Annotated in this window: 27 protein-coding genes; 6 read left to right on the forward strand and 21 right to left on the reverse strand. The window is 66.2% G+C overall.

Annotated features, from left to right (window positions below; translation table 11 throughout):
- Positions 1–4: 4 nt before the first annotated feature.
- The 19 genes from LO787_RS11935 to LO787_RS12025 all read right to left on the reverse strand — a co-directional run bounded on the left by LO787_RS11935 (position 5) and on the right by LO787_RS12025 (position 19,310).
- Positions 5–958 carry a cell division protein FtsQ/DivIB gene (locus tag LO787_RS11935; RefSeq protein ID WP_232496046.1) on the reverse strand — a complete coding sequence of 318 codons (954 nt, stop codon included), beginning with the start codon at positions 956–958 and terminating at the stop codon, positions 5–7.
- Positions 955–1,902, reverse strand: coding sequence for a D-alanine--D-alanine ligase (locus LO787_RS11940; protein ID WP_232496047.1), 948 nt, complete (start codon positions 1,900–1,902; stop codon positions 955–957). Before LO787_RS11940 ends, LO787_RS11935 begins: the two co-directional genes overlap by 4 nt.
- On the reverse strand, positions 1,899–2,408 hold the full coding sequence (locus LO787_RS11945; protein WP_232496048.1) for a DUF4262 domain-containing protein: 510 nt from the start codon (positions 2,406–2,408) through the stop codon (positions 1,899–1,901). The genes LO787_RS11940 and LO787_RS11945 overlap by 4 nt, the downstream gene beginning before the upstream one ends.
- Positions 2,405–3,319 (reverse strand): UDP-N-acetylmuramate dehydrogenase, encoded by a 915-nt coding sequence (gene murB / locus LO787_RS11950; RefSeq protein WP_232496049.1) that lies wholly within the window; start codon positions 3,317–3,319, stop codon positions 2,405–2,407. Before murB ends, LO787_RS11945 begins: the two co-directional genes overlap by 4 nt.
- Positions 3,316–4,737 carry a UDP-N-acetylmuramate--L-alanine ligase gene (gene murC / locus LO787_RS11955; RefSeq protein ID WP_232496050.1) on the reverse strand — a complete coding sequence of 474 codons (1,422 nt, stop codon included), beginning with the start codon at positions 4,735–4,737 and terminating at the stop codon, positions 3,316–3,318. Before murC ends, murB begins: the two co-directional genes overlap by 4 nt.
- A complete protein-coding gene (gene murG / locus LO787_RS11960; protein ID WP_232496051.1) occupies positions 4,734–5,993 on the reverse strand; it encodes an undecaprenyldiphospho-muramoylpentapeptide beta-N-acetylglucosaminyltransferase in 1,260 nt (419 codons plus the stop codon). The genes murC and murG overlap by 4 nt, the downstream gene beginning before the upstream one ends.
- Positions 5,990–7,180, reverse strand: a complete 1,191-nt coding sequence (locus LO787_RS11965; RefSeq protein WP_232496052.1) for an FtsW/RodA/SpoVE family cell cycle protein — start codon at positions 7,178–7,180, stop codon at positions 5,990–5,992. The genes murG and LO787_RS11965 overlap by 4 nt, the downstream gene beginning before the upstream one ends.
- Positions 7,180–8,517, reverse strand: a complete 1,338-nt coding sequence (murD, locus tag LO787_RS11970; protein ID WP_232496053.1) for a UDP-N-acetylmuramoyl-L-alanine--D-glutamate ligase — start codon at positions 8,515–8,517, stop codon at positions 7,180–7,182. Before murD ends, LO787_RS11965 begins: the two co-directional genes overlap by 1 nt.
- A 13-nt stretch (positions 8,518–8,530) precedes the next feature.
- The gene (gene mraY, locus LO787_RS11975) at positions 8,531–9,601 is read right to left on the reverse strand and encodes a phospho-N-acetylmuramoyl-pentapeptide-transferase (protein WP_232496054.1); all 1,071 of its coding nucleotides are present in this window, start codon (positions 9,599–9,601) and stop codon (positions 8,531–8,533) included.
- Between the two features lie 17 nt (positions 9,602–9,618).
- Entirely contained in the window at positions 9,619–11,088 is a 1,470-nt protein-coding gene (locus LO787_RS11980; protein WP_232496055.1) for a UDP-N-acetylmuramoyl-tripeptide--D-alanyl-D-alanine ligase, read from the reverse strand.
- A 3-nt stretch (positions 11,089–11,091) separates the two neighbouring features.
- Complete coding sequence (locus tag LO787_RS11985) at positions 11,092–12,552, reverse strand: UDP-N-acetylmuramoyl-L-alanyl-D-glutamate--2,6-diaminopimelate ligase (RefSeq protein WP_232496056.1); 1,461 nt, start codon at positions 12,550–12,552, stop codon at positions 11,092–11,094.
- On the reverse strand, positions 12,549–14,324 hold the full coding sequence (locus LO787_RS11990; protein WP_232496057.1) for a peptidoglycan D,D-transpeptidase FtsI family protein: 1,776 nt from the start codon (positions 14,322–14,324) through the stop codon (positions 12,549–12,551). The genes LO787_RS11985 and LO787_RS11990 overlap by 4 nt, the downstream gene beginning before the upstream one ends.
- Positions 14,321–14,875 (reverse strand): hypothetical protein, encoded by a 555-nt coding sequence (locus tag LO787_RS11995; RefSeq protein WP_232496058.1) that lies wholly within the window; start codon positions 14,873–14,875, stop codon positions 14,321–14,323. The genes LO787_RS11990 and LO787_RS11995 overlap by 4 nt, the downstream gene beginning before the upstream one ends.
- Positions 14,872–15,873, reverse strand: coding sequence for a 16S rRNA (cytosine(1402)-N(4))-methyltransferase RsmH (gene rsmH, locus LO787_RS12000; protein WP_232496059.1), 1,002 nt, complete (start codon positions 15,871–15,873; stop codon positions 14,872–14,874). Before rsmH ends, LO787_RS11995 begins: the two co-directional genes overlap by 4 nt.
- Positions 15,870–16,376 carry a division/cell wall cluster transcriptional repressor MraZ gene (locus tag LO787_RS12005; protein ID WP_232496060.1) on the reverse strand — a complete coding sequence of 169 codons (507 nt, stop codon included), beginning with the start codon at positions 16,374–16,376 and terminating at the stop codon, positions 15,870–15,872. Before LO787_RS12005 ends, rsmH begins: the two co-directional genes overlap by 4 nt.
- Positions 16,377–16,711: 335 nt before the next feature.
- Entirely contained in the window at positions 16,712–17,515 is an 804-nt protein-coding gene (locus tag LO787_RS12010; protein ID WP_232496061.1) for a DUF4350 domain-containing protein, read from the reverse strand.
- On the reverse strand, positions 17,487–17,852 hold the full coding sequence (locus tag LO787_RS12015; protein ID WP_232496062.1) for a hypothetical protein: 366 nt from the start codon (positions 17,850–17,852) through the stop codon (positions 17,487–17,489). The genes LO787_RS12010 and LO787_RS12015 overlap by 29 nt, the downstream gene beginning before the upstream one ends.
- Positions 17,853–17,891: 39 nt before the next feature.
- Complete coding sequence (locus LO787_RS12020; protein WP_232496063.1) at positions 17,892–18,917, reverse strand: cysteine synthase A; 1,026 nt, start codon at positions 18,915–18,917, stop codon at positions 17,892–17,894.
- A 75-nt stretch (positions 18,918–18,992) separates the two neighbouring features.
- The gene (locus LO787_RS12025) at positions 18,993–19,310 is read right to left on the reverse strand and encodes a 2Fe-2S iron-sulfur cluster-binding protein (RefSeq protein ID WP_232496064.1); all 318 of its coding nucleotides are present in this window, start codon (positions 19,308–19,310) and stop codon (positions 18,993–18,995) included.
- A 108-nt stretch (positions 19,311–19,418) separates the two neighbouring features.
- On the opposite strand from LO787_RS12025, the gene LO787_RS12030 reads away from it, so the two are divergent.
- Together LO787_RS12030 and LO787_RS12035 are read left to right on the forward strand one after the other, a co-directional pair.
- On the forward strand, positions 19,419–20,036 hold the full coding sequence (locus LO787_RS12030) for a DNA-3-methyladenine glycosylase family protein (RefSeq protein ID WP_232496065.1): 618 nt from the start codon (positions 19,419–19,421) through the stop codon (positions 20,034–20,036).
- Positions 20,037–20,865: 829 nt separating this feature from the next.
- Positions 20,866–21,342 carry a hypothetical protein gene (locus tag LO787_RS12035; protein ID WP_232496066.1) on the forward strand — a complete coding sequence of 159 codons (477 nt, stop codon included), beginning with the start codon at positions 20,866–20,868 and terminating at the stop codon, positions 21,340–21,342.
- Between the two features lie 297 nt (positions 21,343–21,639).
- Here LO787_RS12035 and LO787_RS12040 read toward each other — a convergent pair whose 3' ends face one another.
- The gene (locus tag LO787_RS12040) at positions 21,640–22,518 is read right to left on the reverse strand and encodes an OmpA family protein (RefSeq protein ID WP_232496067.1); all 879 of its coding nucleotides are present in this window, start codon (positions 22,516–22,518) and stop codon (positions 21,640–21,642) included.
- A 421-nt stretch (positions 22,519–22,939) separates the two neighbouring features.
- Complete coding sequence (locus tag LO787_RS12045) at positions 22,940–23,230, reverse strand: 4a-hydroxytetrahydrobiopterin dehydratase (protein ID WP_232496068.1); 291 nt, start codon at positions 23,228–23,230, stop codon at positions 22,940–22,942.
- Positions 23,231–23,277: 47 nt separating this feature from the next.
- Between LO787_RS12045 and ccmA the strand changes: the two genes are divergently transcribed.
- The 4 genes from ccmA (at position 23,278) to LO787_RS12065 (ending at position 26,483) form a co-directional block, all read left to right on the forward strand.
- Positions 23,278–23,856, forward strand: a complete 579-nt coding sequence (gene ccmA, locus LO787_RS12050) for a heme ABC exporter ATP-binding protein CcmA (RefSeq protein WP_232496069.1) — start codon at positions 23,278–23,280, stop codon at positions 23,854–23,856.
- Positions 23,853–24,509, forward strand: a complete 657-nt coding sequence (locus LO787_RS12055) for a heme exporter protein CcmB (protein ID WP_232496070.1) — start codon at positions 23,853–23,855, stop codon at positions 24,507–24,509. The genes ccmA and LO787_RS12055 overlap by 4 nt, the downstream gene beginning before the upstream one ends.
- 198 nt (positions 24,510–24,707) lie before the next feature.
- On the forward strand, positions 24,708–25,847 hold the full coding sequence (locus tag LO787_RS12060) for a sulfotransferase family protein (RefSeq protein ID WP_232496071.1): 1,140 nt from the start codon (positions 24,708–24,710) through the stop codon (positions 25,845–25,847).
- A gap of 15 nt (positions 25,848–25,862) precedes the next feature.
- On the forward strand, positions 25,863–26,483 hold the full coding sequence (locus tag LO787_RS12065; protein WP_232496072.1) for a carboxymuconolactone decarboxylase family protein: 621 nt from the start codon (positions 25,863–25,865) through the stop codon (positions 26,481–26,483).
- Positions 26,484–26,948 lie beyond the last annotated feature (465 nt).

The raw sequence follows: 26,948 nt of genomic DNA on the forward strand, positions 1-26,948 counted from the left end.
CCCCTCACTGTACTTGCCCGCCGGCATCTTCCGTCGCGCCGGTACGCGGCACGGAGCCCGCCTTCAGCGCGAGTTCCTGCCCTTCCTGCTCGGGCACGCGCATGTAGATGCGGTCCTTGGCGCGCATATCGAAAGCCGTGACCTTGCCTCCGAGCAGACGGTTGGTGCCGTCGAGCCGCGCGAAGGTGACCAGCGCCCCGGCGGACTCACGGTCGCCCTCGGGCAGCGCGAGCACCTGGCCGGACTGGAAGGTCAGGTTCCACCGGCGATTGCCGATCCACTCGGCCTCGGCCACGCGCGGCTTCATCGCGGGCGCGGCTTCCAGCATCTTGCCGAGCGCGATCACCTGCTGGCCCGCACCGGGGCCGGAAACGATGAGCTTGCCGCCCACGTCCTTGCGGCTGACGGCTTCGAGTTCGTGCCCCGTCTCGTCGATCAGGACGAAACGGTCGGCCTTGCGCAGTACCGCGTGCGGTTCCCGCTCGACGATGTCGATGACGAGCGTGTCGGGCAGCTGGCGCGAGACGCGCGCATCCTTGACCCACGACAGGCCGAGCAGATCCTGCCGCAGTGCCTCGATATCGACCAGCGGCATCGCGCGGTCCCGTTCGGCAAGCGCCTTCTCGTAGACCTTGAGTTCGTTGATGTTCTTCACACCGCGCACTTCGACGCGCTTGACCTCGAAGCCGGTCTGGCCTGCGACCAGCGCCATCTGATGCCCGGCCAGCCCCGGCAGCCCCGCGAACGAGGCGACCACGCAGACCAGCGCCGCCGCACCGCCGAGGATGGCGACGAGGAAGATCTTGTGGAGCTGCGTCTCAGTAAACGGCAGCCAGGCCATGACCATGTCGAGCGCCGAGCCGGTCCGCGCCTTGGCGACGCGCACCTTGCGCTGCTGCCCCTGCTGCGCGGCGGCCTTGCGGGCAGTCGTGCCCTTGCGCCGGATGGTCTGGCTCATTTGGTCCCGGCCTGCTTGTCGGCAATGGCCTCGGCGATGATCGCCTCGACGAGTTCGGGGTAGTCCATCCCGCAGGCGCGCGCCTGTTCGGGGACGAGGCTGAGCGGAGTCATGCCGGGCTGGGTGTTCACTTCGAGCAGGAACAGCCCCTCGACGCCCTGCGTATCGTCCCAGCGGAAGTCCGAACGGCTGGTGCCCTTGCAGCCAAGCAGCTGGTGTGAACGCAGGGCGATGTCCTTGCACGCCTGCGTGATCTCGTCGGGGATCTCGGCCGGGCAGACATGCTCGGTCATGCCGTCGGTGTATTTGGAATCGAAGTCGTAGAAGCCCGACTTCGGCTTGAGTTCGGTGACCAGCAGCGAACGATCACCGATCACCGCCGTCGTCAGTTCGCGCCCCCGGATGTAGGGCTCGGCCAGCAGCTCGTCGAACTCCTGCCACGGCCCCTTCACGTCCTTCGCTATGGGATTGCCGTAGTTGCCTTCAGTCGTGACGATGGCGACGCCGACCGAGGAACCCTCATTGACCGGCTTGAGCACATAGGGGCGCGGCAAGGGATCGCGCTCGTGAATATCGGCGGACTTGACCACCCGGCCACCCGGCATCGGCACGCCATGCGGGACCAGCGCCTGCTTGGTCAGTTCCTTGTCGATGGCGATCACCGAAGTCGCGAGGCCCGAATGAGTGTAGGTCAGGCCCATCAGGTCCATCATGCCCTGCACTGTGCCGTCCTCGCCCGGCGCACCGTGGAGCGCGTTGAACACGACATCGGGCTTCGCCTCGGCCAGACGCAGCGCGACGTCGCGGTCCATGTCGATCCGCGTGACCTTGTGGCCCTTGGATTCCAGAGCCTTGGCTACGCCCTCGCCGCTCATCAGCGAGACCGGGCGTTCGCTCGACCAACCGCCCATCAGGACTGCGACGTGGATAGGGTTCAGGCTCATGAATTCAGACTCGTTCGGTAAAGCGGGGTTTGCAGGTCGCGGACGGCGTCGGAGCAGTCCTTGTCCCAGGGGAAGAGGCCGTCGTCGACGCCCGGCCAGACGATCTGCATCGCGCGGGACATTTCCTCGCCCTCATGCTCGGCGTACCACATCGCCGAGTTGAAATAGTGCGGGATAAGGCATTCCGGCTCGACTTCGCGCAGCATGCAACGGTGGCCCTTGAGGAGACCGTCGATCTCCTTCCAGTCCTCCATCACGAAGCCTTCGCGGCACATGTCGAGCACACCGTTGATGACGGCGGCGGAGAGTTCGGTCGAGAAGCCGAAGACGATCACCTCGGGCTGGCTGACGGTGGTGCGAAAGCCGACCGAGTAGGCGAAGCGCTCCTCGCTCTCGTCCTCCTCATCGGCGTCATCGGGCGGAGTGACGACGGTGATGTGGCAGCCGAATTCCTCGATGTTGTCGAGGATCTGCTGTTCATGGCGGGAAAGGCGGTCGTCCCTCATGGGCGCCCTCCCTCAACCCTCTGGCCGACGCGCTGGATTTCCCACTCGAGATCGACGCCGGATTTTTCCTTCACCCGGCGGCGCACCTCGTCACCGAGGTTTTCGATGTCCTCGCTGCTGGCCTCGCCGGTGTTGAGCAGGAAATTGGTGTGCTTCTCGCTCACCTGCGCGCCGCCCAGAACGAGGCCGCGGCAACCTGCTTCGTCCACCAGCTTCCATGCCGCGTGACCTTCGGGGTTCTTGAAGGTCGAGCCGCCGGTCTTGGAACGCAGCGGCTGCGACGCCTCGCGCGCGGCGGAGATGCGGTCCATCTCGGCCTGGATCGCGGCAGGTTCGCCGGGACGCCCCTTGAAGCGCGCGGAGACGACCACCGCGCCCTCGGGCAGTTCGGAATGGCGATAGGTATAGCCAAGGTCTGCATTGCTGAGCGGCACCAGTTCGCCGGAGCGCAGCACCACGTCGCAGTCGATCAGGATGTCCTTAACCTCACCGCCATAAGCGCCGCCGTTCATGCGCACGAAGCCGCCCACGGTGCCGGGGATCGAGCGGAGGAACTCCACGCCCGCAATGCCTGCATCGCGCGCCGTGGAGGACACGAGGATTCCGCTCGCCCCGCCGCCGCAGTCGAGCGTGACGTCATCCAGCTTCGCAACCTTGGCGAAAGCCTTGCCCAGCCGGATCACCACGCCGGGAACGCCACCGTCGCGGACGATCATGTTGGAGCCGAGGCCTAGCGCCATGACCGGCACCGCCCGGTCGAGGCCGCGCAGGAAATCCTGCAGGTCGGCCAGATCCTTCGGCTCGAACAGCCACTGCGCATGACCGCCAGCCTTGAACCAGACGAGCGGCGCCAGCGGCGCGTTCGCCGTCAGCTTGCCGCGTACAGCCGTCTGATCGAGTGTGAGGCTCACCCTGCCCTCCGCGCCCGGATGCCATCGGCGAGCCCTGCGGCCCACTTGGTGATGTCCCCCGCGCCGAGGCACACGACCATGTCGCCCGGCAGGATCGAGCCTGCCAGTGCATCGGCCAGTGCATCGGCCCCGGCGACGACCTGCGCCGAGCGGTGCCCGCGCGCTTTGGTCCCCTCGACCAGCGCGGCGCTGTCCACACCGTCGATCGGCTGCTCGCCCGCCGCGTAGACCGGCGCGGCATAGACCACGTCGGCGTCGTTGAAGGCGGCCTGGAAGTCTTCCATGTGGTCGCGAAGGCGCGTGAAGCGGTGCGGCTGCACCACGGCGATGACGCGGCCCTTCACGCCCTCGCGGGCGGCGGCAAGCACGGCGCGGATCTCGACCGGATGGTGGCCGTAGTCGTCGATCACGGTGACGGAACCGCCCTCTACCTCGACTTCGCCCACCTTGGTGAAGCGGCGCTTGACGCCGCCGAACTTGGAGAAGCCGGTCTGGATGCAGGCATCGGAACAGCCCATCTCCACCGCGACGCCCACTGCGGCGAGCGCGTTTTGGACGTTGTGGCGGCCCGGCATCGGCAGTTCGATCCCCTCGATCCGCCGGAACGAGCCGTCCCGCTGGCGCAGCGCCACGTCGAAACGATTGCCGCCGGGAATCGGCGTCACATTCTCGCCGCGAATGTCCGCCTGCGCGGAGAAGCCGTAAGTCACCACGCGGCGGTCGCGCACCTTGGGGATGATCGCCTGCACTTCCGGGTGGTCGATGCACAGCAGCGCCGCACCGTAGAACGGTACGTTCTCGATGAATTCGACGAAGGATTCCTTGATCCGGTCAAACGAGCCGTAGTGATCGAGGTGCTCCGGATCGATGTTCGTCACGATAGCGATCGTGCCGTCGAGGCGCAGGAAAGAGCCGTCGCTCTCGTCGGCCTCCACGACCATCCAGTCCGACGCGCCAAGACGCGCGTTCGATCCGTAGGAGTTGATGATGCCGCCGTTGATGACGGTCGGGTCCACGCCGCCTGCGTCGAGCAGCGCGGCGACCATTGAGGTCGTCGTCGTCTTGCCGTGCGTGCCTGCCACCGCGACGGTGTTCTTGAGGCGCATCAGCTCGGCCAGCATCTCCGCGCGGCGCACCACCGGGATGCGATGCTCGAGGGCATAGACGACCTCGGGATTCTCGCGCTTCACCGCCGTGGATGTGACGACGACCGCCGCGCCCTCCACGTTCTCGGACGCGTGACCAATCATGACCTTGATGCCGCGCGCGCGCAGGCCCTCGACCACGTAGCCTTCGGCGATGTCGCTGCCCTGCACCGCGTAGCCAAGGTTGTGCATGACCTCGGCGATGCCGGACATGCCGATGCCGCCGATGCCGACGAAATGGATGGTACCGATGTCGGTGCCGACGCCCTTCACTTCATATTCTCCATCGCCAGTGCTTCACCGCCCTTGGGCGCGCTGGCCTTTTCCATTCTAATAACGTCCATGATCGGCGCCGCGCCGAAGCTCTCGACGAGGTCGGCCAGATCCTTGGCTGCGTTGGGATAGCCGCAGTTCCACGAAGCATGCGCCGCGTTCGCCAGCGTCTCGGGATGCTGGGCGATCGCCTGGATCTGCAGGCACAGGTCCTTGGCCATCTTCTGGTGGATTTCGGCCTGCTCCTTGAGCAGCGCGTTGCGCTTGTCGCCCTTGTAGGCGTCCGGGTTCTCGGTGGTGATCGCCGGCTGGCGGATCACCCGCGCGCCGCCGCCCGCAACCATCTCGCGCGCATTGACGCTCTGGTGGTCGTCCATCGCATAAGGCAGCGGGATGAGGATCGCGGGGCGGCCCACTGCGGTCAGTTCCGCTATGGTCGATGCTCCGGAGCGACCGATGAACAGGTGCGCACCGGCAAGGCGCTCCGCCATATTCTCGAAGTAGGTGCCCAGTTCTGCCGGGATACCGTGCTGCGCATAGCGCTCGCGGACGCGCTCGATATCCTCAGCGCGGGCCTGCTGGATAACCTGCAGACGCGAACGCAACGCGGGCGGGAGCATCGCCAGACCTTCGGGCACGACGTCCGACAACACGCGCGCGCCCTGGCTGCCGCCGGTGACGAGGATGCGGAACAGGCTGTCCTCGGTGAACTCCGGGAACGGCTGCTCGCGCAGGCGAAGCACTTCCTCCCGCACCGGGTTTCCGACCAGCGTGACTTTGCTTGCCAGCGACGGATCGAGCTTCTCGGTCTTCTCGGCGGAGGTGGCGATGGCATCCACCTTCTTCGCGAACCAGCGGTTCACGCGGCCGAGCACCGAGTTCTGTTCGTGCAGCACGATCGGCAGCTTCGCAGCGCGCGCGGCCAGCATCGTCGGCATCGCCGGATAGCCACCGAAGCCGACGACGACACTCGGCTCGAAGCTCTCGAACAGGCGCAGCGCCATGCGGCGACCGTCGAGCACGCCCTTCGCGCCCTTGAGCCAGCCCAACGGGTTCTTGCCCGCAATCCGGCCCGGCGGCAGGACGTGGGTGGTCAGATAATCCGGCTTGCCCGGGATCGCCGCCCCTCGCTCGTCGGTGACGAGGGCGACGTGATGCCCGCGCTCGTGCAGTTCGGCGGCAAGCGCGAAGGCAGGGATGAGGTGTCCGCCGGTCCCGCCCGCGGCGAGGACGTAGTGGCGGGAAACCGGGCTCATGACAGGTCTCCGACGGCGCGCAGGCTGAACTTCTCACGCTGGATGAACGGGTTGCGCCGCGTGACGGCGAGCAGCAGCCCCATGCTCAGGCACATCGCCACGGTGGACGAACCGCCATAGCTGATGAGCGGCAGGGTCATGCCCTTCGACGGGAACAGCTGCAGGTTGACGAGGATGTTGATGAACGCCTGCCCGCCGAACTGCGCAGCAAAGCCCGAGGCGGCGAGCACCGTGAACAGATCTTCCTCGTCCACCAGACGCAGGATCACGCGGGTCAGGATCGCGAGGTAGAGCACGACGATGACCATGCACGCGAGCAGCCCGAATTCTTCGCCGATGACGGAGAAGATATAGTCGGTATGCGCCTCGGGCAGCGCCATCTTGCGCGTGCCCATCCAGAAGCCGAGCCCGGTCCATCCACCGTTGAGGATCGTGCGCTGGGCAAGGTCCACCTGGTCGAACGCGGAACCGCCGAACAGGAAGTTGTCGATGCGGTTCCGGCCGTTGTCATAAGTGAAGTACATCAGGACGAGGCCGAGGACGCCTGCCCCCGCGAACATGCCGATGCGCTTCACGTCGATGCCCGAAAGCAGGATCAGCACCAGGAACGCGCCGGAAAACAGCATCGTCGAACCGAAGTCCGGCTGGAGCATCAGCAGTGCGCCGAGCACCCCCATCAACGCGAAGCAGATGCCCACCACCGGGATCTGCGGGTCACGCGCACGCCACGACACGATCCAGGCGAGCAGGATAGGGAAGCCGCACTTGAGGAACTCGGACGGCTGGAGCGAGATGCCGAAGCGCAGCCAGCGCTTGGCGCCGTTCACTTCGGAGCCGACCACGGGAACCAGCACAAGCGCGAACAGCATCGCGCCCGCCAGCAGGATGCCGAAACGCCGCGCATTCTCCTTGGTCAGGCTGGACGCCCAGAACATCGCGACAAGGCCAAGGATCTGCCAGCGCATGTGCAGATAGAAGAAGTGCAGCGAGCGCAGCTTCTCCACCGAAGTCGACAGACGCCGCGCGCTCGCGGGCGAGCCCGCCGCCACCGCTACCGCACCGATCGCCATGAGGATCAGGACGAGGATCAGCGTCGGCCGGTCGATCTCCTGCCACCAGATCGCGAGCTGGCTGCGACGGTTGCGGCTGTAGCGCTGCGCGCTCGGGTTCGGCGCGATGGTGGCCATCAGTCCTGCTCCTCCAGCAGCGCCTCGACGATCTGGCGGAACGCCTGCCCGCGCGCTTCGTAATCGCGGAACTGGTCGAAACTGGCGCAGGCGGGCGACAGCATCACCACGTCGCCTGGCTTGGCCGCAGCCATGGCCTGACGGATCGCCTCCGCCATCATCTCGGAACGATGGACCTCGGTATACGGCGCGAGGATTTCGGCGAACAGCGGCCCGGCGTCGCCGATAGTATAGGCAGCCGCGATGTTGCCGAAGAACGGCACGCATTCGTCGAGGTTGTCGCCCTTGGGCAGACCGCCGAGAATCCAGTGGATGCGCCGCTCGGGATCGGGCGGAAACGCAGCGATGGCAGGCGCGGTCGAGGCCGGGTTGGTCGCCTTGCTGTCGTTGATATAGGTAACGCCGTTCGCGACCGCGACGCGCTCCATGCGGTGCGGAAGGCCGCTGAAGGTGCGCAGACCCTTGCGCCACTGCGCCTTCTTCACGCCCAGCGCCTCGACGATGGCGACAGCCACGGCGGCGTTCTGGAGGTTGTGCGGCCCCTGCAGCGAGGGCCATTCCTTCTGGATGTCGAGCAAGTCCGCGCCGTCGGCGAAGCGCACCAGACCGGGCGCGCGACGCGCAGCCTCGATGTGGGCGATCGTGCGCGTCTCCTTGTCGCCGACACCGAACACGGCGTTGCGCTCACGCCCCTGCATCTCGAACAGGCGGGCCTTGGATGCCGCGTAAGCCTCGAACCCGTCGTAGCGGTCGAGGTGGTCGGGGGTGATGTTGAGCAGCGCCGCGACTTCGCAACCAAGGCTGCGGGTGATGTCGATCTGGTAGCTCGACAGTTCGAGCACATAGACGCCCCCCTCGCCCAGCGGCTTCGGCCCGAGCACCGGCACACCGATGTTGCCGCCGACACGCGCCGGAACGCCCGCGACTTCGAGCAGGTGGTGGACGAGCGAGGTCGTCGTCGACTTGCCGTTAGTGCCGGTGATACCGACAACCCGGTGCGCCGGAAGGTCGGCGCGGGCCATGGCGAAGAGTTCTATGTCGCCGATCACCGGCACGCCGGCGCGCTCTGCCGCCTCGGCGATGGGGTGGCGGTTTAGCGGGATGCCTGGCGAGACGACCACACCGTCATAGCCGGTGATGTCAGCGCTTACCGGGTCGGCCAATTCGACCTTGCCGCAATCGGTCCACTCGCAAAGCTGCTGGCGGGCCTCGTCGCGGCTGTCCCAGGCCATGACGTGCGCCCCGCTCTCGACCAGCGTGGCGACGGCGGTGAGGCCCGAACGGGCGAGGCCAAGGACCGCGTAGCGCTTGCCGGCGAAGACGGGGGAGACGATCACGCGCCTGCTCCCGTTATCGCAGTTTCAGGGTAGCAAGGCCCAGCACGGCGAGGACGATCGAGATGATCCAGAAACGGATCACAACGGTCGACTCGCGCCAGCCCTTCTGCTCGAAGTGGTGGTGGATCGGCGCCATGCGGAAGACGCGGCGACCGGTGCGCTTGAACCAGAAGACCTGGATTATGACCGAGGCTGCCTCCAGCACGAAGAGGCCGCCGACGATGGCGAGCACGATCTCGTGATGCGCGGCAACGGCGATGCAGCCCAGCGCGCCACCGAGGGCAAGGCTGCCGGTGTCGCCCATGAACACGGCGGCAGGCGGCGCGTTGAACCACAGGAAGGCGAGGCCCGCTCCCATGATCCCGGCGCAGAAGATTGCCAGTTCGCCCGCACGCGGAACGTGCGGAATGCCGAGGTAGTTGGCGTAATCGACGCGGCCCGCAAGGTAGCAGATGATCGCGAAAGTGCCTGCCGCGATGATGACCGGCATCGTCGCGAGGCCGTCGAGCCCGTCGGTGAGGTTCACCGCATTGCCTGCACCCACGATCACCACGGCCGCGAAGACGTAGTAGAACGGCCCCAGCGGAATGTAGCGGCCCGACAGGAACGGCACGTAGAGGTTGGTGTTGAGTTGGCTGACGATGATGTAGGATGCGATGCCCGCCACCACGAATTCGAGCGCAAGGCGCAGCTTGCTCGAAAGACCCGCATGATGACGTTTCGTCACCTTGTCGTAGTCGTCGAGAAAGCCGATCGCGCCGAAGCCGACCGTCACCGCCACACAGGCCCAGACGAACGGGTTCGTGACATCCATGAACAGGATCATCGAGCCGATCAGCGCGGTCAGGATCATCAGGCCGCCCATCGTCGGCGTGCCGCGCTTCGCGAGGTGGCTCTGCGGCCCGTCCTCGCGGATCGGTTGCCCCTTGCCCTGGCGGACTCGCAGCATGTTGATGAACTTCGGCCCGATCAGCAGGCCGAGGAACAGCGCCGTCATGAAGGCCGCGCCCGAGCGGAACGTCTGGTAGCGGAAGAGGTTGGACAGTCCCTCGTAATGGAACCATTCTGCGATGAGATACAGCATCTTGCGGGCTTTCGCCCCTACCCTTCCGTCTTTGCCAGCGCCGTCACGAGTGCTGCCAGACCCACCGAATTCGAGCCTTTGACGAGGATGGCGTCATCCCGTTCGAGGCCGAATGCACGCAGGGTTTCGACAGCTTCCCGCACACTCGCGCAATGGGCGAACGGCACGGGTTTGCCAAGGCCGGAAGCGCCGGATTTCCCCAGTTCCCCCCTTAATCCATCGGCCAAAGCGCCCATCTCGTCGCCGACGAGAATGGCGTAGTCCACGCCCGCCTCGCGGATCGGCTCGACGAGCGCCGCGTGATAGTCCGGCCCGTGGCTGCCGAGTTCCTTCATCGAGCCGAGAACGGCGATGCGGCGGTTGGCGGGCGTGCGGCCCAGTTGCGCGAGCGTGGCACGCATGGAAGCGGGGTTGGCGTTGTAGCTTTCGTCGATCAGGAGGGCCTTGCCGCCGTCCACGTCGATCTCCATCCGCGCGCCGCGACCGGCGAGGCCGCCCATCTCGGCAAGCGCGACCCCAGCGGCACCCAAGTCACCCTTAACGGCACGGACGGCAGCCATGACCGCCAGTGAGTTGACCGCCTGGTGCTCTCCGGGCGCAGCGACGGTGTAGCACACGCGACGCTCGCCCATGTCGATGGTGACGAGCGAGCCGCCACCGATCGCCGGCACCGCATCAAGCAACCGCACGTCCGCATCCGCCGCCTTGCCGAACGAAACGACCTTGGCCCCGCAGGCCAGTGCGGCTTCGCGCAGGCGCATGTAGTGCGGGCTGTCGGCCGGGATGACGGCGGTGCCGCCCTCTTCCAGCCCCTCGAAGATTTCCGCCTTGGCGTCGGCGATGGCTTCTTCGGAGCCGAGCATCTCGATGTGCGCGGGCGCGATCGTGGTGATGACGGCTACGTCGGGGCGGACCTGCCGGGTCAGCGCGGCGATCTCGCCCGCGTGGTTCATGCCCATCTCGAAGATGCCGAAGCGCGCGCGGCTCGGCATGCGGGCGAGGCTGAGCGGCACGCCGACGTGGTTGTTGTAGCTCTTGACCGAACGGTGCGCGTCACCCCGGCTGGAGCGGTCGAGCGCGGCGAAGATCATCTCCTTGACGCCAGTCTTGCCGACCGATCCAGTCACGCCGATGATCGGTCCACGGGCACGCAGGCGGGCGGCGGCGCCAAGGCGTTCGAGCGCCTCCATCGTGTTCTCGACGAGGATGTGCGGGCCGTCGATCGGGCGGTCCACCACTGCAGCGGCAGCGCCCTTGGCGAAGGCGGCATCGATGAAGCGGTGGCCGTCCATCGCCTCGCCCTTGAGCGCGAAGAACAGGTCGCCGGGCTGGACGTCGCGGCTGTCGATCTCGACGCCGGAGACGGTGAACTCGGTACTCGCCACTCCCCTGACCGCGCGCGCGATGGCGTCGGCGTCCCACAGGACCAGCGGGTTGTCCTCCAGCGGCGCGGCAGGCCAGTCGAGGATCCGGGTGATGGCGTTCATATCCTACCTTCCCAGTGAACCGGCCATTTCCCTGGCCACGGTGACATCGTCGAATGGCAGGACGCGCACGTGGTCGCCGCTGCCGATGATCTGCCCCTGCTCGTGTCCCTTGCCGGCGATGAGGACGATGTCCCCTGCCCCGGCTGCGGCGACCGCGACGCCGATGGCCTCGCGCCTGTCGCCCACTTCCCGCGCACCCGGCTGCATCCCGGCGAGAACCATCGCCCGGATCGCCGCCGGGTCTTCCCCGCGCGGATTGTCGTCGGTTACGATGGCGAGGTCCGCCCCGGCGCTCGCCACCTTGCCCATTTCCGGGCGCTTGCCCTGATCGCGATCGCCGCCCGCGCCGAAGACGACGATGAGCTTGCCCGTCACATGCGGACGCAGCGCCGCGATGGCCGCCTCCAGCGCATCGGGCGTATGCGCGTAATCGACATAGATCGGCGCGCCCGCCGCATTCAGCCCGGCCCGCTCGATCCGCCCGCGTACGGTGACGAGGCGCTTCATCGCGTCGAACGTCGCGTTCGCATCGCCACCGGTGGCGATCACCAGCCCCGCCGCGACCAGCGAGTTGGCGGCCTGATAGGCACCGATCAGCGGCAGGTCGATGACGCGGGCCTTGCCTTCGAACTCGATCTCAAGCTTCTGCCCGAGGCCGCCCGGAGTCCGCTTGACGAGACGGATGTCGGCACCCTTCTCGCCCACGGTGAACAGCTTGAGGCCGCGCGCCTTTGCATGTTCTATCGCCTTGTCCGACCACACGTCGTCCGCCCAGACGACCGCCGTGCCGCCGTCAACCACGACTTCGTCGAACAGTCGCATCTTCGCGGCGAAGTATTCCTCCATCGTCGCGTGATAGTCGAGGTGGTCGCGGCTGAGGTTAGTGAAGGCGCCCGCCGCAACGCGCGGTCCCTCGATGCGGAACTGCGACAGTCCGTGGCTCGACGCCTCGTAGGCGACGTGCGTCACGCCCTCGCGTGCGAGGCCCGAGAGGTTCGCAAGGAACGTCGCGATATCGGGCGTCGTGAGGCCGGTGGAAACGGTCTCGTCGCTCGTCGTCACGCCCAGCGTGCCGATGGAGGCAGCCCGCTCGCCCGCCATGCGCCACAGCTGGCGGGTCAGTTCGACGGTCGAAGTCTTGCCGTTGGTCCCGGTCACTGCAACGAGCGTCTCGGGCACCGGAGAGAAGAACGGCGCGGCCAGCCTTGCGAAAAGGCGACGCGGTTCCTCGTCGGCGAAGTGGATCGCGCCTTCGACCTTCGCATCCGGATGCGCGACGACGGCGACCGCCCCCGCCTCGATGGCGGCGGCGATGAAGTCCTCGCCATTGAAGCGGGTGCCACGAAACGCGCCGAACACGGTGCCCGGCGCGACCTTGCGGTTGTCGATCGCAAAGCCGGTGACGTTGGCGTCGCTGCCGATCGCCGGCAGGCCGGCGGCTGCGCAAAGAGCGCTCAGTTTCATTCTCCGTCGGCTCCTTCGGGCACCAGCGGCTTGAGGTCGGTAATGTCGATGTCGCGCGTCTCGTCCGGCATTACACCGAGCAGCGGCCCGATGCGCGGCACGACGCGCTGGATCACCGGGGCGGCGTTCCATGCGGCGGTGCGCTGGTAGGAGGTGGCGGCAGTGCCCTGCGGCTCGTCCATCATCGCGATGACGACGTAGCGCGGCTTGTCCATCGGGAAGGCCGAGGCGAACGTCGCGATCAGCGAACTCTTGCGATAGCCACCGACGCCGGGCTTCTCCGCCGAACCGGTCTTGCCTCCGACACGGAAACCCGGAGCGTCCGCCTTGCGGCCGGTGCCGTACTTCACGATCATGCGCAGCAACTGGCGCAGGCGCGCGCTGGTGGATGCCTTGAACACGCGGCGACCGGCGGGAATGTCCGAGGGAGCCAGCTTCTTGAGCGTCGCCGGACGCCAGATGCCGCCGTTGACGAGTGCCGCATAGGCCGAGGCAAGGTGCAGCGGCGTCACCGCGATGCCGTGACCATAGGCCACCGTCATCGTGCGCAGGCGCGGCCATTCGCCGCTCGGCCAGATCGGGAAACCGCGCGCAGGGAGTTCGACATAGGGTCGCTCGTTCATGCCGAGCGCTTCCATGGTCTTCTTGAGCCGCACCCCGCCCAGTTCGTCCGCGATGCGCGCGCTGACGGTGTTGGACGAGTGGATCAGCGTCTCCGGCACGTTCAGCGACGAGCCGTAGTTGTGCAGGTCATGGATGGTGAAGCGGCCGACATGCAGCGGGGTCGCGTCCCAACGGCGGCCGAGGTCGGTCACGACGCCCGCGTCCAGAGCGGAGGCGACAGTGATCGGCTTGAAGGTCGAACCCAATTCGTAAACCTGGTTGGTCACGCGGTTGAAGCCGTGCGGCACTTCGCCCTGCGCCGCCAGTTCGGGCGCGATCACCATGTCGTTGGGCTTCACATGGTTGGGGTCGAACGAGGGCAGCGATGCCAGCGCGAGGATTTCGCCGGTATCGACGTCGAGGATGACGCCCGCCGCGCCCTTGGCCGCGCTCAACTGCATGGCACGCGCAAGTTCATCCTCCAGCGCGCTCTGCACGCGGAAGTCGATGGACAGGACGGAGGGGCTCGTGCGGCCTTCATGGCTGACGAGCTGGTCGTTGAAGGCCTGTTCCATGCCGACCTTGCCGTGCCCGAAGCTGTCGACATAGCCGAGCACATGCGCCGCCATCGAGCCCTGCGGGAAGAAGCGCGTCGCCTCCAGCGGGAATTCAAGCGCCGGTTCGCCGAGCGCGTGGACCTTGTTGGCGTCCTCCGGCAGCAGCGACTTGCGCAGGTAGCCCGGCTTGCCCGAGCGCAGCTTGGCGAGAATCTCGTCGCGGTCGAGATCGGGGAAGATGCGCAGGAGCTTCGCGGTCACTTCCTCCGGGCTGCCGATCAGCGCCGATCCCTCGGTCATCGCCTTGGGATTGAACCACAGCGAATAGACGCGGAAGTCGCGGGCCAGCGCCACGCCGTTGCGATCCACGATCTCGCCGCGTGCCGGGACCAGCATGTCGGCCAGATCGCCCTGGCGCGGCGCAACGCCCGTAAAGCCGAGGTAGATGATGCGTAGAAGCGCACAGACCGTGACCAGAACGAACACACCCAGAATCCAGAGCGTGCGCATCTTCGCCACCAGCAGCGAGCGCTGGCGGACATTGACCAGCCTTCTACGCCCGACGGAAACCGTGGTCGGTATCGTGCCGAGAGGAAAGGCCGGCGCGTTCACTGCTGGGCAGCCTCCGCGACCTCGATGCGGGCAAGCCGCTTGCCGAGCGCAGCCGCGTCACGCGCGATCGCCTCGCGCTCCGGGTCGCGGGCCTCGGCCCTGCCCTTGGGTGCCTCGGACAGCGCTGCCGCCGTAGCGCCCGCCACCGGCGAGACCATCGCGAGCAGCGAAGGACCGCCCTTGCCGCCGTTCTCGCCATCGGCGGGCACTTCGGCATTGGCGTAGCGGATCGGCGAAGGCGCGCCCGGTCCCGCCGGGACGCCCAGCGCGGCAAGCTGGCGCTCGCCTTCGATGTACTGCCCCGCCGTCGGCGCCTTGTAGCCGAACTCCAGATCATTGAGGTCGCGCAACGCCTGCTGGTTGGAGCGGGTCTGGAACTCGGTCTGGAGGAAGTCGATGTCCTGCTTCACCCAGACGATCTTCTTCTCGGTGTCGTGCACCTGGCTCTTCACCGCGTTCACGCGCAGCGTCAGGCCGATGGTGATGGCGCCGCAGACCACCAGCACGGATGCCCAGCCGATCGATCGGACGCGGTCACTGGTGAGGTTCATGCGACATTCCTTCGGCCGGGGGCGCCATCAGGCTTTCTTGGAGGGGCATCGGTGCGGACCGCGCTGCGCAGGGTTGCCGAGCGCGAGCGTGGGTTCATTTCCAGTTCCGCCTCGCCAGGACGCACGCCCTTAGAGACCTGCGCGAAGGGCGCAGGTGCGACCGCCGTCTGCGGCAAGTGGCGTGACGTGGACTGCCCGGCGCTGCTGGCATCGCGCAGGAAGCGCTTCACCTTGCGGTCCTCGAGGCTGTGGAACGTCACCACCGCCAGCCGCCCGCCGTCACGCAGCAGTTCCTCCGACGCATCCAGCGCGGCGTCGAGCTCGTCCAGTTCTCCGTTCACGTGGATGCGGATCGCCTGGAACGTGCGGATCGCCGGATCCTTGGGCGCGCTGTTGCCCTTGTAGGCAGGGTTGTAGCCGAGCGCCTTGCGCACCACGCGGGCAAGATCGCCGGTGGTCGCCAGCGGACGCGCCGCCACGATCGCGCGGGCGACGCGGCGCGACTGGCGCTCCTCGCCGTAGAGGTAGAGCACGTCGGCAATCTCCGCCTCGTCCGCCTCGTTCACGAAGTCGGCGGCGGAAAGCCCGTCCTGGCTCATGCGCATGTCGAGCGGCCCGTCCGAGCCGAACGCGAAACCGCGCCCTGCCTGATCGAGCTGCATAGAGGACACGCCGATGTCCATTACCACGCCGTCAACCTTGTCGATCCCTGCGTCTCCAAGGCCTTCGACCATTTCGGAGAAGCGGCGCGGGTGCAACACGAGTCGCGGCGGATTTCCGGCCAGTTCCGGCCATTTCCCCGGATTGTTTTGCACAGCCGCTATGGCATCGGGATCGCGGTCGAACGCATGCACCGTCGCGCCCGCGTCCAGCAGGCGGCGCGTGTAGCCGCCGGCGCCCAGCGTCGCGTCGACGATGAGGTCGCCGCCCCGGGGGTTCAGGGCGGCGACCACCTCCTCAAGGAGCACGGGGATATGGGGCTGGTCAGGGGTACTCACGACTTCTTCGCTTTCGAAGTTTCGGCTTCCTGCATCGAACGGCAGGTGGCGATGACGGCCTCGAACGCGGGGTCTTCGGCGTGCTTGTAGAGTTCTTCGGGGTTCCAGATCAGGATGCCGGTGCGACCAACGCCCTGGAAGTAGAGCTGGTCGTCCAGCGCGGCGAGACCGGCGAGCGCTTCCGGCATGGTGAAGCGGCCGCTGCCGTCGAAGGGCACCTGCTGGTAATTGTAGAGCTGCATCGCGCGGCTATCGCGATTGAAGGGCTTTCCGGCAGTGTCCGCACGCACCTGCTCGGCATCGAGCTGCGTCTCGAAATCGTCGACGCGCGAAAGGCCGAAACCGACGAGGCATTTCCACTCAGGGTGCTTGGCTAGGCACAGCACGTCCTTGCCGCTGGAATCACGGACCGGCGAGCGAAGCTCCTTGGGCAGCACGAAGCGGTTCTTGTCGCGCAGAAGCGAGAAGCCCGGTCCGCTGTAGATGTATGGCTGCCCCGCCATGACTGTCCGCAATCGCCCCAAAGTTGCCGTCTCGGAACATGAAGAGCCCCGCACCCGGCGACGCACATGCGCCAGGGCCCGCACCCGCAGCGGGCACGGCAGGAATCAGCCTTTCCGATTGACAGTGGTTCTATAACGGGAAGACCGGGGATTAAAGGGAAATGTGGGGATCGGTGGGCATTTATGCGCCGAAATGCGCGATTTGCGGCGAAGCGTCACTACCGGAACGCGCCGGTCATAGCCTGAGATCTAAAAAGCAGCTTTGAAAAGCATCGGTTTTCTGCGGCTTTGACGGTAATCCCGCGCCATCCCCGGTTTTTCACCGGGCATCCCCGTCAGGCCCCGGAACGCGCCGAAACACCCAGCTTCCGCAGCAGATCGACCAGAGCTGCCTTCCGAGGGACGATTTCCGTCGAATCCTCAGGATTTTCGAGCACTGCAGCGTCAGCAACCGCGACGATCCGCCCCTTGCCCGCCACGCAGTCGGCGACGAGTCCGCCCTCTTCGATCTGGCACCGGGCAACCACATCCCCGGCTTTCCCCACCCCGGTCCCGCTTTTCCCCGAAGCGGAGAATCGCCCCGGCAGGTTCACCGGCACCGCGCCTTGCAGACGCTCTCCGGCAGGCTGGGCATCATCGAACTCCAGCAACAGGCCCCAGCGCGTGAGGATCGGGGAGAGCATCGCGATATCCTGCGGTCGCCGGGGATCACCGATCGGAAACAGGGAATGCGCGGTAAGCATGGGATCGACGAAGAGCAGCACGCGCCCTCCGCGCTGCACCCAGGCATCGAGGGCGGCATTCTCCTGCGGGGTCAGCGGCCTTGGCTGTGCAAGGACGAGCACGGCGCCCTGAGGCAGCGGCAATGCGCCTGTCGCATCCGCCAGCGCGTCGAGCGAGATGACACGCCCCTGATCGCGCAGGGCATCCAGCGCCCAGTGCGCGGGGCCAGTGTCGGCGAGCAGGCCCTTGATGTCCGCGCTCTCGTTCCAGGCGATCGGCAGGCTGGAATAGAGGCCGATCGTCTCCTTGCCCTGCTCCTGCACCGATGGCGCGCTCGCGTCGCCCTGCCCGCAGGCGGCGAGCAGCAGGGTTAGCAGTAGCGAAAGATCAGGGCGCGGTCTGCGCCGCCGGCTCACCGGTCATCTCCATGCCGGGGGCGGCAGAGGTTGACGGCGACGGCGTCGGGCTGGGATCGGCGGCAGGCACGACCCCGATGTCGGCAAGCGGATCGCTCGCCGCCTTGGTCGGCTTGGCGTCTACCGCGACGACATCCTGAATCGGATCCGGGGCGTCGTTGACGCGCAGCCGATCGCGGATGACATTGGCGAGGCCCACGATCAGCAGCATCGCGCAGAGGCCGAACAGGCCGATCTGCAGGCGATAGACGGCCTGCGAGCGCAATTCGCGAGCGGTGGGCGGCGCGAAGTGCTGCGCCGCTTTCAGGGGTTCAAGGATAATGGGCGACTCGATCATATAGGCGGACGATTTCCTGCCATCTGTGACCCGTTTACATCACCTTGCCAGCCAAGGGAAGACCGGCAGTTTCTTCGCTTCCAGCCAGTCGGCATTGTAGAGCGAGGACAGGTAGCGGAAGCCGGTGTCGCACAGGATCGTCGCGACGCGCGGATCCTCGCGCCCTTCGGTCACCAGCTTGCGGCCGAGCTCCACCGCGCCCGCAACGTTGATGCCGGACGACAGGCCAAGGCACAGCCCTTCCTCGCTCAGCAGGCGGCGCACCCATTCGAGACCGTCTTCGTCCGAGATGCGGAACTGCGTGTCGATCGGCGCGCCTTCGAGGTTCGCGGTGATGCGGCCCTGGCCGATGCCCTCGGCCACCGAATTGCCCTCGGCCTTGAGTTCGCCATGAGCGTAGTAGTTGTAGAGCGCCGCGCCGTGGGGGTCGGTCAGGGCGACGACGATGTTCTCGTCGAAGGCCTTGAGGCCCATGCCGGTGCCAGCGATGGTGCCCCCGGTGCCCGCCGCGCAGGTGAAGCCGTCGATGCGGCCGCCCATCTGCTCCCAGATCTCGACTGCGGTCGATTCGATGTGCGCCTTGCGGTTGGCGATGTTGTCGAACTGGTTGGCCCAGATCGCGCCCTCGGTCTCCTCGGCCAGACGGCGCGAGGTGTGGACGAAGTGCCCGGGGTTCGAGAACGGCGCGGCAGGTACCAGCACCAGCTCGGCGCCGAGCGCGCGCAGGGTGTCCATCTTCTCGCGCGACTGTGTCTCGGGCATGACGATGACGGTCTTGTAGCCCAGCGCATTGGCGACGAGCGCGAGGCCGATGCCGGTGTTGCCCGCCGTGCCTTCGACGATGGTGCCACCGGGCTGGAGCAGGCCCTTCTCCTCGGCATCGCGCACGATCCACAGGGCCGCGCGGTCCTTCACCGAGGCGCCGGGGTTGGCGAATTCGCACTTGCCCCAGATCTCGCAGCCTGCGGCTTCGCTCGGTCCTTCGAGCAGGACCAGTGGCGTGTTGCCGATCAGGTCGAGGGTGGAGGCACGGGGTTGCGGGGCAGAGGCCAAAGTCGCGGTCATGGCGCGACAGTTAGGAAGCCCGGGCCGATGGCGCAAATGATTTGCGCCATCGGCCGCACGATTCAGATCTTCAGGTCAATCTTCCGGCGCGATCGTGACCTTGAGGCCTTCGAGGTCCGCCGTGACCGGCACCTGGCACGACAGGCGCGAGTATTCGTTGCGGTGGTCCGAGCTGTCGAGCAGGTCGTTCTCGTCCTCGCTCATGCTCGGCAGCTTGTCCATGAAGGCCGGGTCGATGAAGACGTGGCAGGTCGCGCAGGAACAGCAGCCGCCGCACAGCGCCAGCAGTTCGTCGAAGCCGTCGTCGCGGATCACTTCCATGAGCGTCCGACCCTCGGGCGCGTCCACGTTCTTCTCTTCACCCGAATGGTTGACGACGATGATCTGCGGCATGGTTCTCGATTCCCCTTGTGATACACCCTGTATCGTATTTGTCTTGGTATGCGGACTTGCCTCAGGCTGCTAAGGGCTGCAACCCCCTTTTGCAAGGTAGCGAAAATCATGGGTTTGACCGCAGACGAACTTCGCTTTGGCCTCGACGAAATCGGCCGCCGGGAGCCCGCCATCGCGCGTGCGATCGAAGTGGCCGGCTACCCCGAGCCACGCATCCGCGCCACCGGCTACGCCACGCTCTTGCGCACCATCGTCGGCCAGCAGGTGAGCGTCGCCGCGGCGGCTTCGGTATGGGCCAAGCTGGAGGCGCTGCTGGGCGAGACGATCGCGCCCGAGGCCCTGCTCGCCGCCGAGTTCGACGCGCTGCGCGGCTGCGGCCTGTCCCGCCAGAAGCAGGGCTATGCCCGCTCGCTGTGCGAGCTGGTCGTCGCCGGCAGCCTCGACCTCGACGCCCTGCCCGCCGACGACGAGGAGGCCATCGCCCAGCTCGTGCAGATCAAGGGCATCGGCCGCTGGTCTGCGGAGATCTACCTCCTCTTCGCCGAGGGCCGCCCCGACATCTGGCCGGCGGGCGACCTTGCGGTGCAGGTCGGCCTCGGCAAGCTCCTCGGCCTTCCCGAACGACCGAGCGAGAAGCACACCCGCGAACTTGCCGAAAGCTGGCGCCCGCACCGGGGCGCGGCGGCGATCTTCACCTGGCACTGCTACAACAACCCGGCGCTCTAGGGGCGCTCCGGCATACAAGGCGACACGAGGTTTACACGGTTTACACGGTCCAGAGGGGGAACCTGTTCCCTTGGGGCCGGGAGTGTCGCCTTGTGCCGCGCAGGGTGTCGTCTTGCGTTTCGCGCAACGGGAGGCGAAGGGTTGAACGACAGGGCGGCGAGGCTGGGGCATGGCTTTGTATTACTCTGCCGCCGGTGATGTAGGAAAGCGGACGATCCAGCCGCTTGGGAGCAAAGGCCGTCTGGCGGCTTACGCCCCATTGCGGACATGAGGCCATCAGTCCAAGCTATAGGAATGGCTCATCCCAACGACAAACAACAGCGCATGGAAGTCCGCCGATCTATAGGCAATAGGAAGGCGCCGGGGCCGTTTGTCGCACCTTACCATCGGGGCCCTGACTATCTGATCGCTCATGCTTGCTTTGATTGCCGAAAGGCTTGGAAGCGTTCCGGCGACCGGGACCATAGTTGTCCTCAGTGCGGAAAAGCGCTGGCCCTAATGGGTCGCACCTTTCGTACACCGGCAAAACGCGAAGATGACCAATGGGAAAAAGTTCGCAGGTTATGGGAAGCCGGGTTTCGTTTCTGGAGCTATCGGAGCTTTCCCGATGCAGAGCCATTCCCCCGCCAACTTTGTGAAGTTGATGCCTTCATTGCGCGGAACATTGAACATCCGATGAGAATTAAAACGTAAGTCAGCTTCCTATCCCGACCCGCCGATTTCCGCGTTTCCGTTCACGCTCCAAAATGGTCATAGCTGATTAACCTAATCGCAATGGCAGATCGCCACTTTGAAAGCTTAAGAGTGGCAGCAGCTTAGTGGAATGCACATGTCAGCGACCAACCCGACACTTGAAGAGTTGCGCCTCCTGCATGCCCTTTCCAATGTTTGCGATCAATACATGCCCGGGGGATGGGAGTACGTGAATTATGAGGGTTTCGGCGCAGGTCGTTATGGCGTCGAAATGTTGGCCGAATATGGCCTCCTCCTGCACGATCCTTCTTTCGGAGGGGAATGGACGACAAGAGGAATAATTATCCGCGAGCAACACGCTATCGACAGCGGCAATTACGAGAAAATAAAGCAAGAATATCTTTTAGACAAAGGCGTGCCATTAAGGCGCATTACGGGGCGCGATAACACAGATTATGCGCGAAACTCTGAAAGCCGTTGTTTCATCGCTGACCATCAGAATTTTGAAAAAATGCGCGTTACCCTTGATCGTCAAGGGAGATTTGGGCGAATTATCGTAGCGATAGGTTTGACGGTGCTGCTTATGCAGTGCTTTCGCAGTGGTTGGCTTTAAACGTCCGCTCTCCACCCAAACCCGTCGCCCCTGCGAAGGCAGGGGCCCATCCCAACTTGGTCGCCTCGCCGTGAGCACGGTGCCGTGGCGATGGACCTGATAGACCCCTGTCTTCGCAGGGGCGACGATCTTTGAGTTGGGCAGGGATTCATCCCAGCCATCAATAAAGCAGCGTAACCGTCCCAGCCTTCGCGGGAACAACGCCTCCCCCGAACTCACACACAAAAACGCGGGACCGCATCGCAGCCCCGCGTCCTTGTTCCGTAAGGTCAGGCCCGGAGGCCCGTCCCGTTCGTCTTACAGACCGTCGACGGCCTTGCTGACGAGGATGTTCACCGCGACGCGGCGGTTCTGCGCCTTGCCTTCCTCGGTGGTGTTGTCGGCCATCGGGTCGGCCTCGGACATGCCGGTCGGGGTCAGCATGCGGTAGGGCTTCCAGTGGCAGGCCTGCTGCAGGTAGTTCACGACCTTGCTGGCGCGCTTCTCGGAGAGGACCTGGTTGAAGTCCGGGTTGCCGGTGGAGTCGGTGTAGCCGACGACCAGCAGCAGCGCGTTGTCCATGCCCTCGGCCTGGCTGGCGGCCTGGCACAGGCTGGCCTTGCCCTCTTCCGACAGGACGGCCTTGCCGGTGTCGAAGTTGACGTTGGTCGTGCTCTTGATGTTGTACTGGTCGATGTCGCCCATACGGCTGCGCAGCGCGTCGGTCGCGGCGGTCTGCTCAGCGAAGCGCTGGTCGGTGCCGTTGTGGATCATCGACGCGGTCTTGAGATCCTTGCCCGTAAGCTTGATCGAGCTGGCCAGCAGGCCGCCGCCCGACTGCAGCGTCTTGACGGTGACCGGCAGGCCGTTGAGCAGCGAGGTCGCGGCGAGCTTGCTGCTGTTCAGGCCGAACAGGCCCTTGGTCGCGGTGATCTTGGTGGCGTCGTCGATCACGACGACGGTCTTGCTGCCACCCTCGCCGGTCACCTGGATCTTGTCGCCGCTGCGTGCGGAGATGATGCCCTTCACCTCAGGCCCTGCGGCCAGCGTCGAACGATCCGGGCTGGTGTCGGAAACGGTGACGGCAAGGTCACCGTCGGCCTGCGACTGCGCCTGTGCGGCGACGCCGACCGATGCTGCGCCCGAAAGCGCGGCAGCCAGCAAGAGAACTTTCGGGCTCTTGGAAATGAGATTCATTGCGATACTCCTTCAAACTCGAACAGTCGGGCCTGCAGATCGCAGCTTCTCGTCAGACCACCGGACCCGCATCGCGCGCCCTGTGGCCGGAACCCCCATCCATCTGGTTTCGTAAGTTGTGCGGCATGGAAACTGCACCTGAAGACCGTGGACCTTCTGCCTGTTCAGAGTAACCTTGCGGGCAGATGAACGCGCCTATGCAGGGGTATCGTTCTGCCGCTCATTGGAGCGCATCTTGCGACGAACCGTTGCGGACTGCACCATGGCAAGGACCGGGCATGTACTCGTGGAATCCACCTGCGGAATTTGGAGGAGATCTTTGTTTTTTAAGTCGTTATTTCATGGCGCAACGATCCATGTTTTCAAACGTTATTGAAAAATAAGCGAAAGCGCTGCGCCCGGAACTGCAGCATGCCCGACCTCAGCGAATACCCTCGATGAATCGGGCCATCGCCACGTCCCGCTCGCTCAGACCGTCTGCATCGTGCGTCGTCAGGGTGATCCTGACCGTGCTGTAGACGTTGAACCACTCCGGGTGATGATCCGCCTTGTCGGCATAAAGCGCCACGCGGGTCATGAAGCCGAACGCCTCGTTGAAATCGGCGAACTTCAGTTCCGTCTCGATGGCGAGGCTGTCTTCGCGCAGGTTCCAGCTGGGCAGCTCGGCAAGGGCGGCATCGCGCTCGGCATCGGTGAGGCGGGCAATAGGCATTTGGCTCTCCTTGGCAGGTCGAGCCGTTTCCCCTATCGCTCCCGCCCATGCAAGGGGCCGCCATTGCCGCAAACGATCTCGCGTGCCGTCGCGGCGACAGGGTGCTGTTCGCCGGGCTTTCGCTCGCCCTCTCCGCCGGGGAGGCGCTGCAGGTCGCGGGCACCAACGGCATCGGCAAGTCGAGCCTGCTGCGCATCCTCGCCGGGCTGGCGCCTGCCTACGAGGGGACCGTCGCGGTCGAGGGCGCGGTCGGCCTGCTGGATGAGCACCCCGCGCTCGACCCCGCGCTGCCGCTGGGCCGCGCGCTGGCGTTCTGGCAGCGGCTCGACGGCGGCAGCGACGCGCAGTTGCGGCGCCTCGGCCTCGATCACCTGCTCGACGTGCCGGTGCGCTATCTCTCGACCGGGCAGAAGAAGCGCGCCGCCCTTGCCCGCCTGCTGGGTCAGGAGGCGCGGGTCTGGCTGCTGGACGAGCCGCTCAACGGCCTCGACACCCGCGCCGTGGAACTGGCCGAAGCGCTGACGGCGGAGCACTGCGCGGGCGGCGGCATTGCCGTGATCGCATCGCACCAGCCGTTCCGCCTGCCCGGCCTCGCCACCCTCCAGCTTGCGGAGTTTGCCGCATGAGCCGCGTCGCTGCCCTGCTGCGCCGCGACCTTGCGCGCCTGCTGCTCGGCGGACGCGGCGGCGGGGCACTGCTGCCGGTGCTGTTCTTCCTCTCGGTGGCGATGCTCTATCCCTTCGCGGTTGGCCCCGACGCGCCGCTGCTGGCAAAGACCGGCGGCGGGGTGATCTGGGTCGCCGCGCTGCTCGCCGCGATCCTGCCGCTGGACCGGCTGGTGGAGCCCGACATCGAACAGGGCATGTTCGACCAGTGGGCGCTGCGCGGCATCTCCGAGGAACTGGTGATCGCGGTGCGCGTCGCCGCCCACTGGCTGAGCTTCGGCCCGCCGCTGATGCTCGCCGCCCTGCCCGCCGCCGCGCTGCTGGGGCTGGACGGGCGGACCTTGCGGATCGTCGAGATCGGCCTGCTAGCGGGCACTCCCGGCCTTGCCGCGCTGGGCGTGACGGTGGCGGCGCTGACCTCGGGCCTGCGCGGCGGGGCGGCGCTCTCGGGCCTGCTGGTGATCCCGATGGCGGTGCCGGTGCTGATCTTCGGCGCCGGGAGCCTGGGCACCGGCGGCGAAAGCGGCCTTGCCCTGACGGCGGCCGCCAGCCTCGTCCTCATCGCCATCGCACCCTTCGCGGGCGGCGCGGCAGTACGGGCGGCGCGGGGATAGCGTTCACCCACTTGTCGTCATTGCGAGCGCAGCGAAGCAATCCACGGTCGGCCCTCGTCGCTGGATTGCTTCGCTGCGCTCGCAATGACGAACGAAGATAGGGTATCGCCGCGGCGTTTGGCGCTCACCGCGGCCCCGCGCATAGTGCTCCCCAAGAACCGGGCAGACCGGACGGCCAAGGGACGGGGAGAGAGCGCCATGGAACCAGCCACCGACCTGATGGCCGCAGCGCAGGCCGCGACGGGGCTTTCCGACTTCGGCGACGATAATTTCCGCGAGGGCCTGGAACGGCTGGTCACGGCGCTCAATACCGAGGCGCGGCTCAATGCCGTGGGCGAACATGCGCTGCGCGACCGCATCGGGCTGCACTTGCGCCAGCGGCTGATGGTGGAGGACTGGTACTCCCGCCACCCCGAGATCGAGGGCGAGGAAATCCGTGCGCCCCTGTTCGGCGTCAGCCTGCCGCGCACGGGTTCATCGGCGCTGTCCTACCTCCTCTCCAGCGATCCGAACGTCAGATATCTGCGAGTCTGGGAGAGTTCGCAGCCCTGCCCGCCGCCCTCCACGGTCGAAGGACCGGACCCGCGCCGGGGCTCCAGCGCCAGCGCCGCCGACGAAACCCTCAAGGGCGGCAGCCGCACGCCGAGCGGGATCGACGGCGCGATGGAGTGTCAGGATCTCATGGCGCTCGATTTCCGCAGCCAGATCTTCCAGGCCTTCGCGCATATCCCCAGCTACTCGCAATGGCTGCTGGAGGCGTCACTGAACGACACCTACACCTACCACAAGCGCACCCTGAAGCTCCTTCAGTGGGGTCAACCGGCACGTCCATGGCGGCTGAAGGCGCCGACGCACATGCTCTATCTCGATGCGCTCGACGCCGCCTATCCCGACGCCCGCTTCGTCATGACGCACCGCGATCCGACCGACGTGATGCTGTCGGTCGCGACCGTCTACGCGGACATCATCGGCAAGTTCACCGACCATGTCGACCACGGCTACATCGGCGACCTGAACGTCGGCTGCTGGTCCGAGGCGATGACCCGCGCCATCGCCTTTCGCGAGCGGGGGCAGGACCACCGCTTCTTCGACATCCACTTCACCGCCATGCAGGCCGACCCGGTGGGCGAGGTGCGCCGCCTCTACGCCTGGCTGGGCGAGGAGGTCTCGCCCGCGTTCGCGCAGGCCATGGCCGACTGGTGGGCGGGCAACAGCAAGGCCGAGCGCATGGCCAAGCCCGACCCCGCCGCCTTCGGGCTCGACCCCGCAGCCGTGCGCGCCCGCTTCACCGATTACCTGCAACACATGGACCGCGCCCTCAGCAATCACGCGGCCTGACTAAGAGGATAGCGAATGCCCGAACCGATCACCGGCACCTACAGCTTCGATGCCCCGGCCCGCATGGCGCAGACCGTCGCCGACGGCCCCCGCTACGCCCCGCTCACGCTGGAGGAGGTCAGCCCCGAGGGCATGGAGCAGGTCAAGGTGATCCGCGCCGCGTTCTCCATCCCCGAAAGCCGCCCCTTCCCCGACGTCAGCCTCATCACCCTGCGCCACCCGGGGATGTTCAAGGGGCAGATGGTGCTCGGCATCGAACTGGCGAAGGGCGTCATCCCCGCCCGCGACCGCGAACTGGCGGTGCTGCGCCTCGCCTGGCTCGCCCGCGCACCGTTCGAGTGGAGCGAGCACGTCGACATCGGCAAGGCGTTCGGCCTCACGGTGGAGGAGATCGACCGCGTGACCGAGGGCTCCTCCGCACCCGGCTGGACCGCGCACGAATCGGCGATCCTGCGCGGCGTGGAGGAACTGCTGTCCGACCACTGCATGAGCGACGCGACGTGGGACACGCTGGCGCAAAGCTGGGACGAGAAGCAAATGCTGGAATATCCGATGCTGGTCGGTTCCTACCTGATGACCGCGCTCCAGCAGAACTCGCTCAAGATCCAGCCGAAGGGCGGGTTTGACTACAGGTGATTCGCGCGCCTGTGGGCGATGCTGTGGATAAGGCGGGGATAGAGGGCGGATAGACCGGCATTGGCGGTGGAAACCGCCCCGTCATCCCGACGTGGCGCCCTGCCCGCCGGGGCTTCGACAAGCTCAGCCTGAGCGGGATTTAGAGCGAATCCATCAAATCCGCTCAGGCTGAGCTTGTCGAAGCCCCGGCCGATAGCACGCGCCTAAAGACAGCCAGCGGTCCCGGCCTTCGCCGGGATGACGGGCTTTTTTTGGCCAAAATCCTCAGGATTTCTCTCTTCCGTGACCTCGGGAAAAGACGGCCGGGGCGGGCAAGGCAAGGAGCCGCCCCGGCCAAGGTCACAGGATGGAAGAAACGCCCCATGACAAGCGTTTCTTCGGGCTTGGTGCAGGCTTGACGAGAGGAGCAAGCCGCGTAACAGTAGCTAATGATAATCATTCGCATGTGCAAGCCCTAAAAGGAGA

Origin of the sequence: Novosphingobium kaempferiae (assembly GCF_021227995.1) — a bacterium.
Lineage (GTDB): Bacteria > Pseudomonadota > Alphaproteobacteria > Sphingomonadales > Sphingomonadaceae > Novosphingobium > Novosphingobium kaempferiae.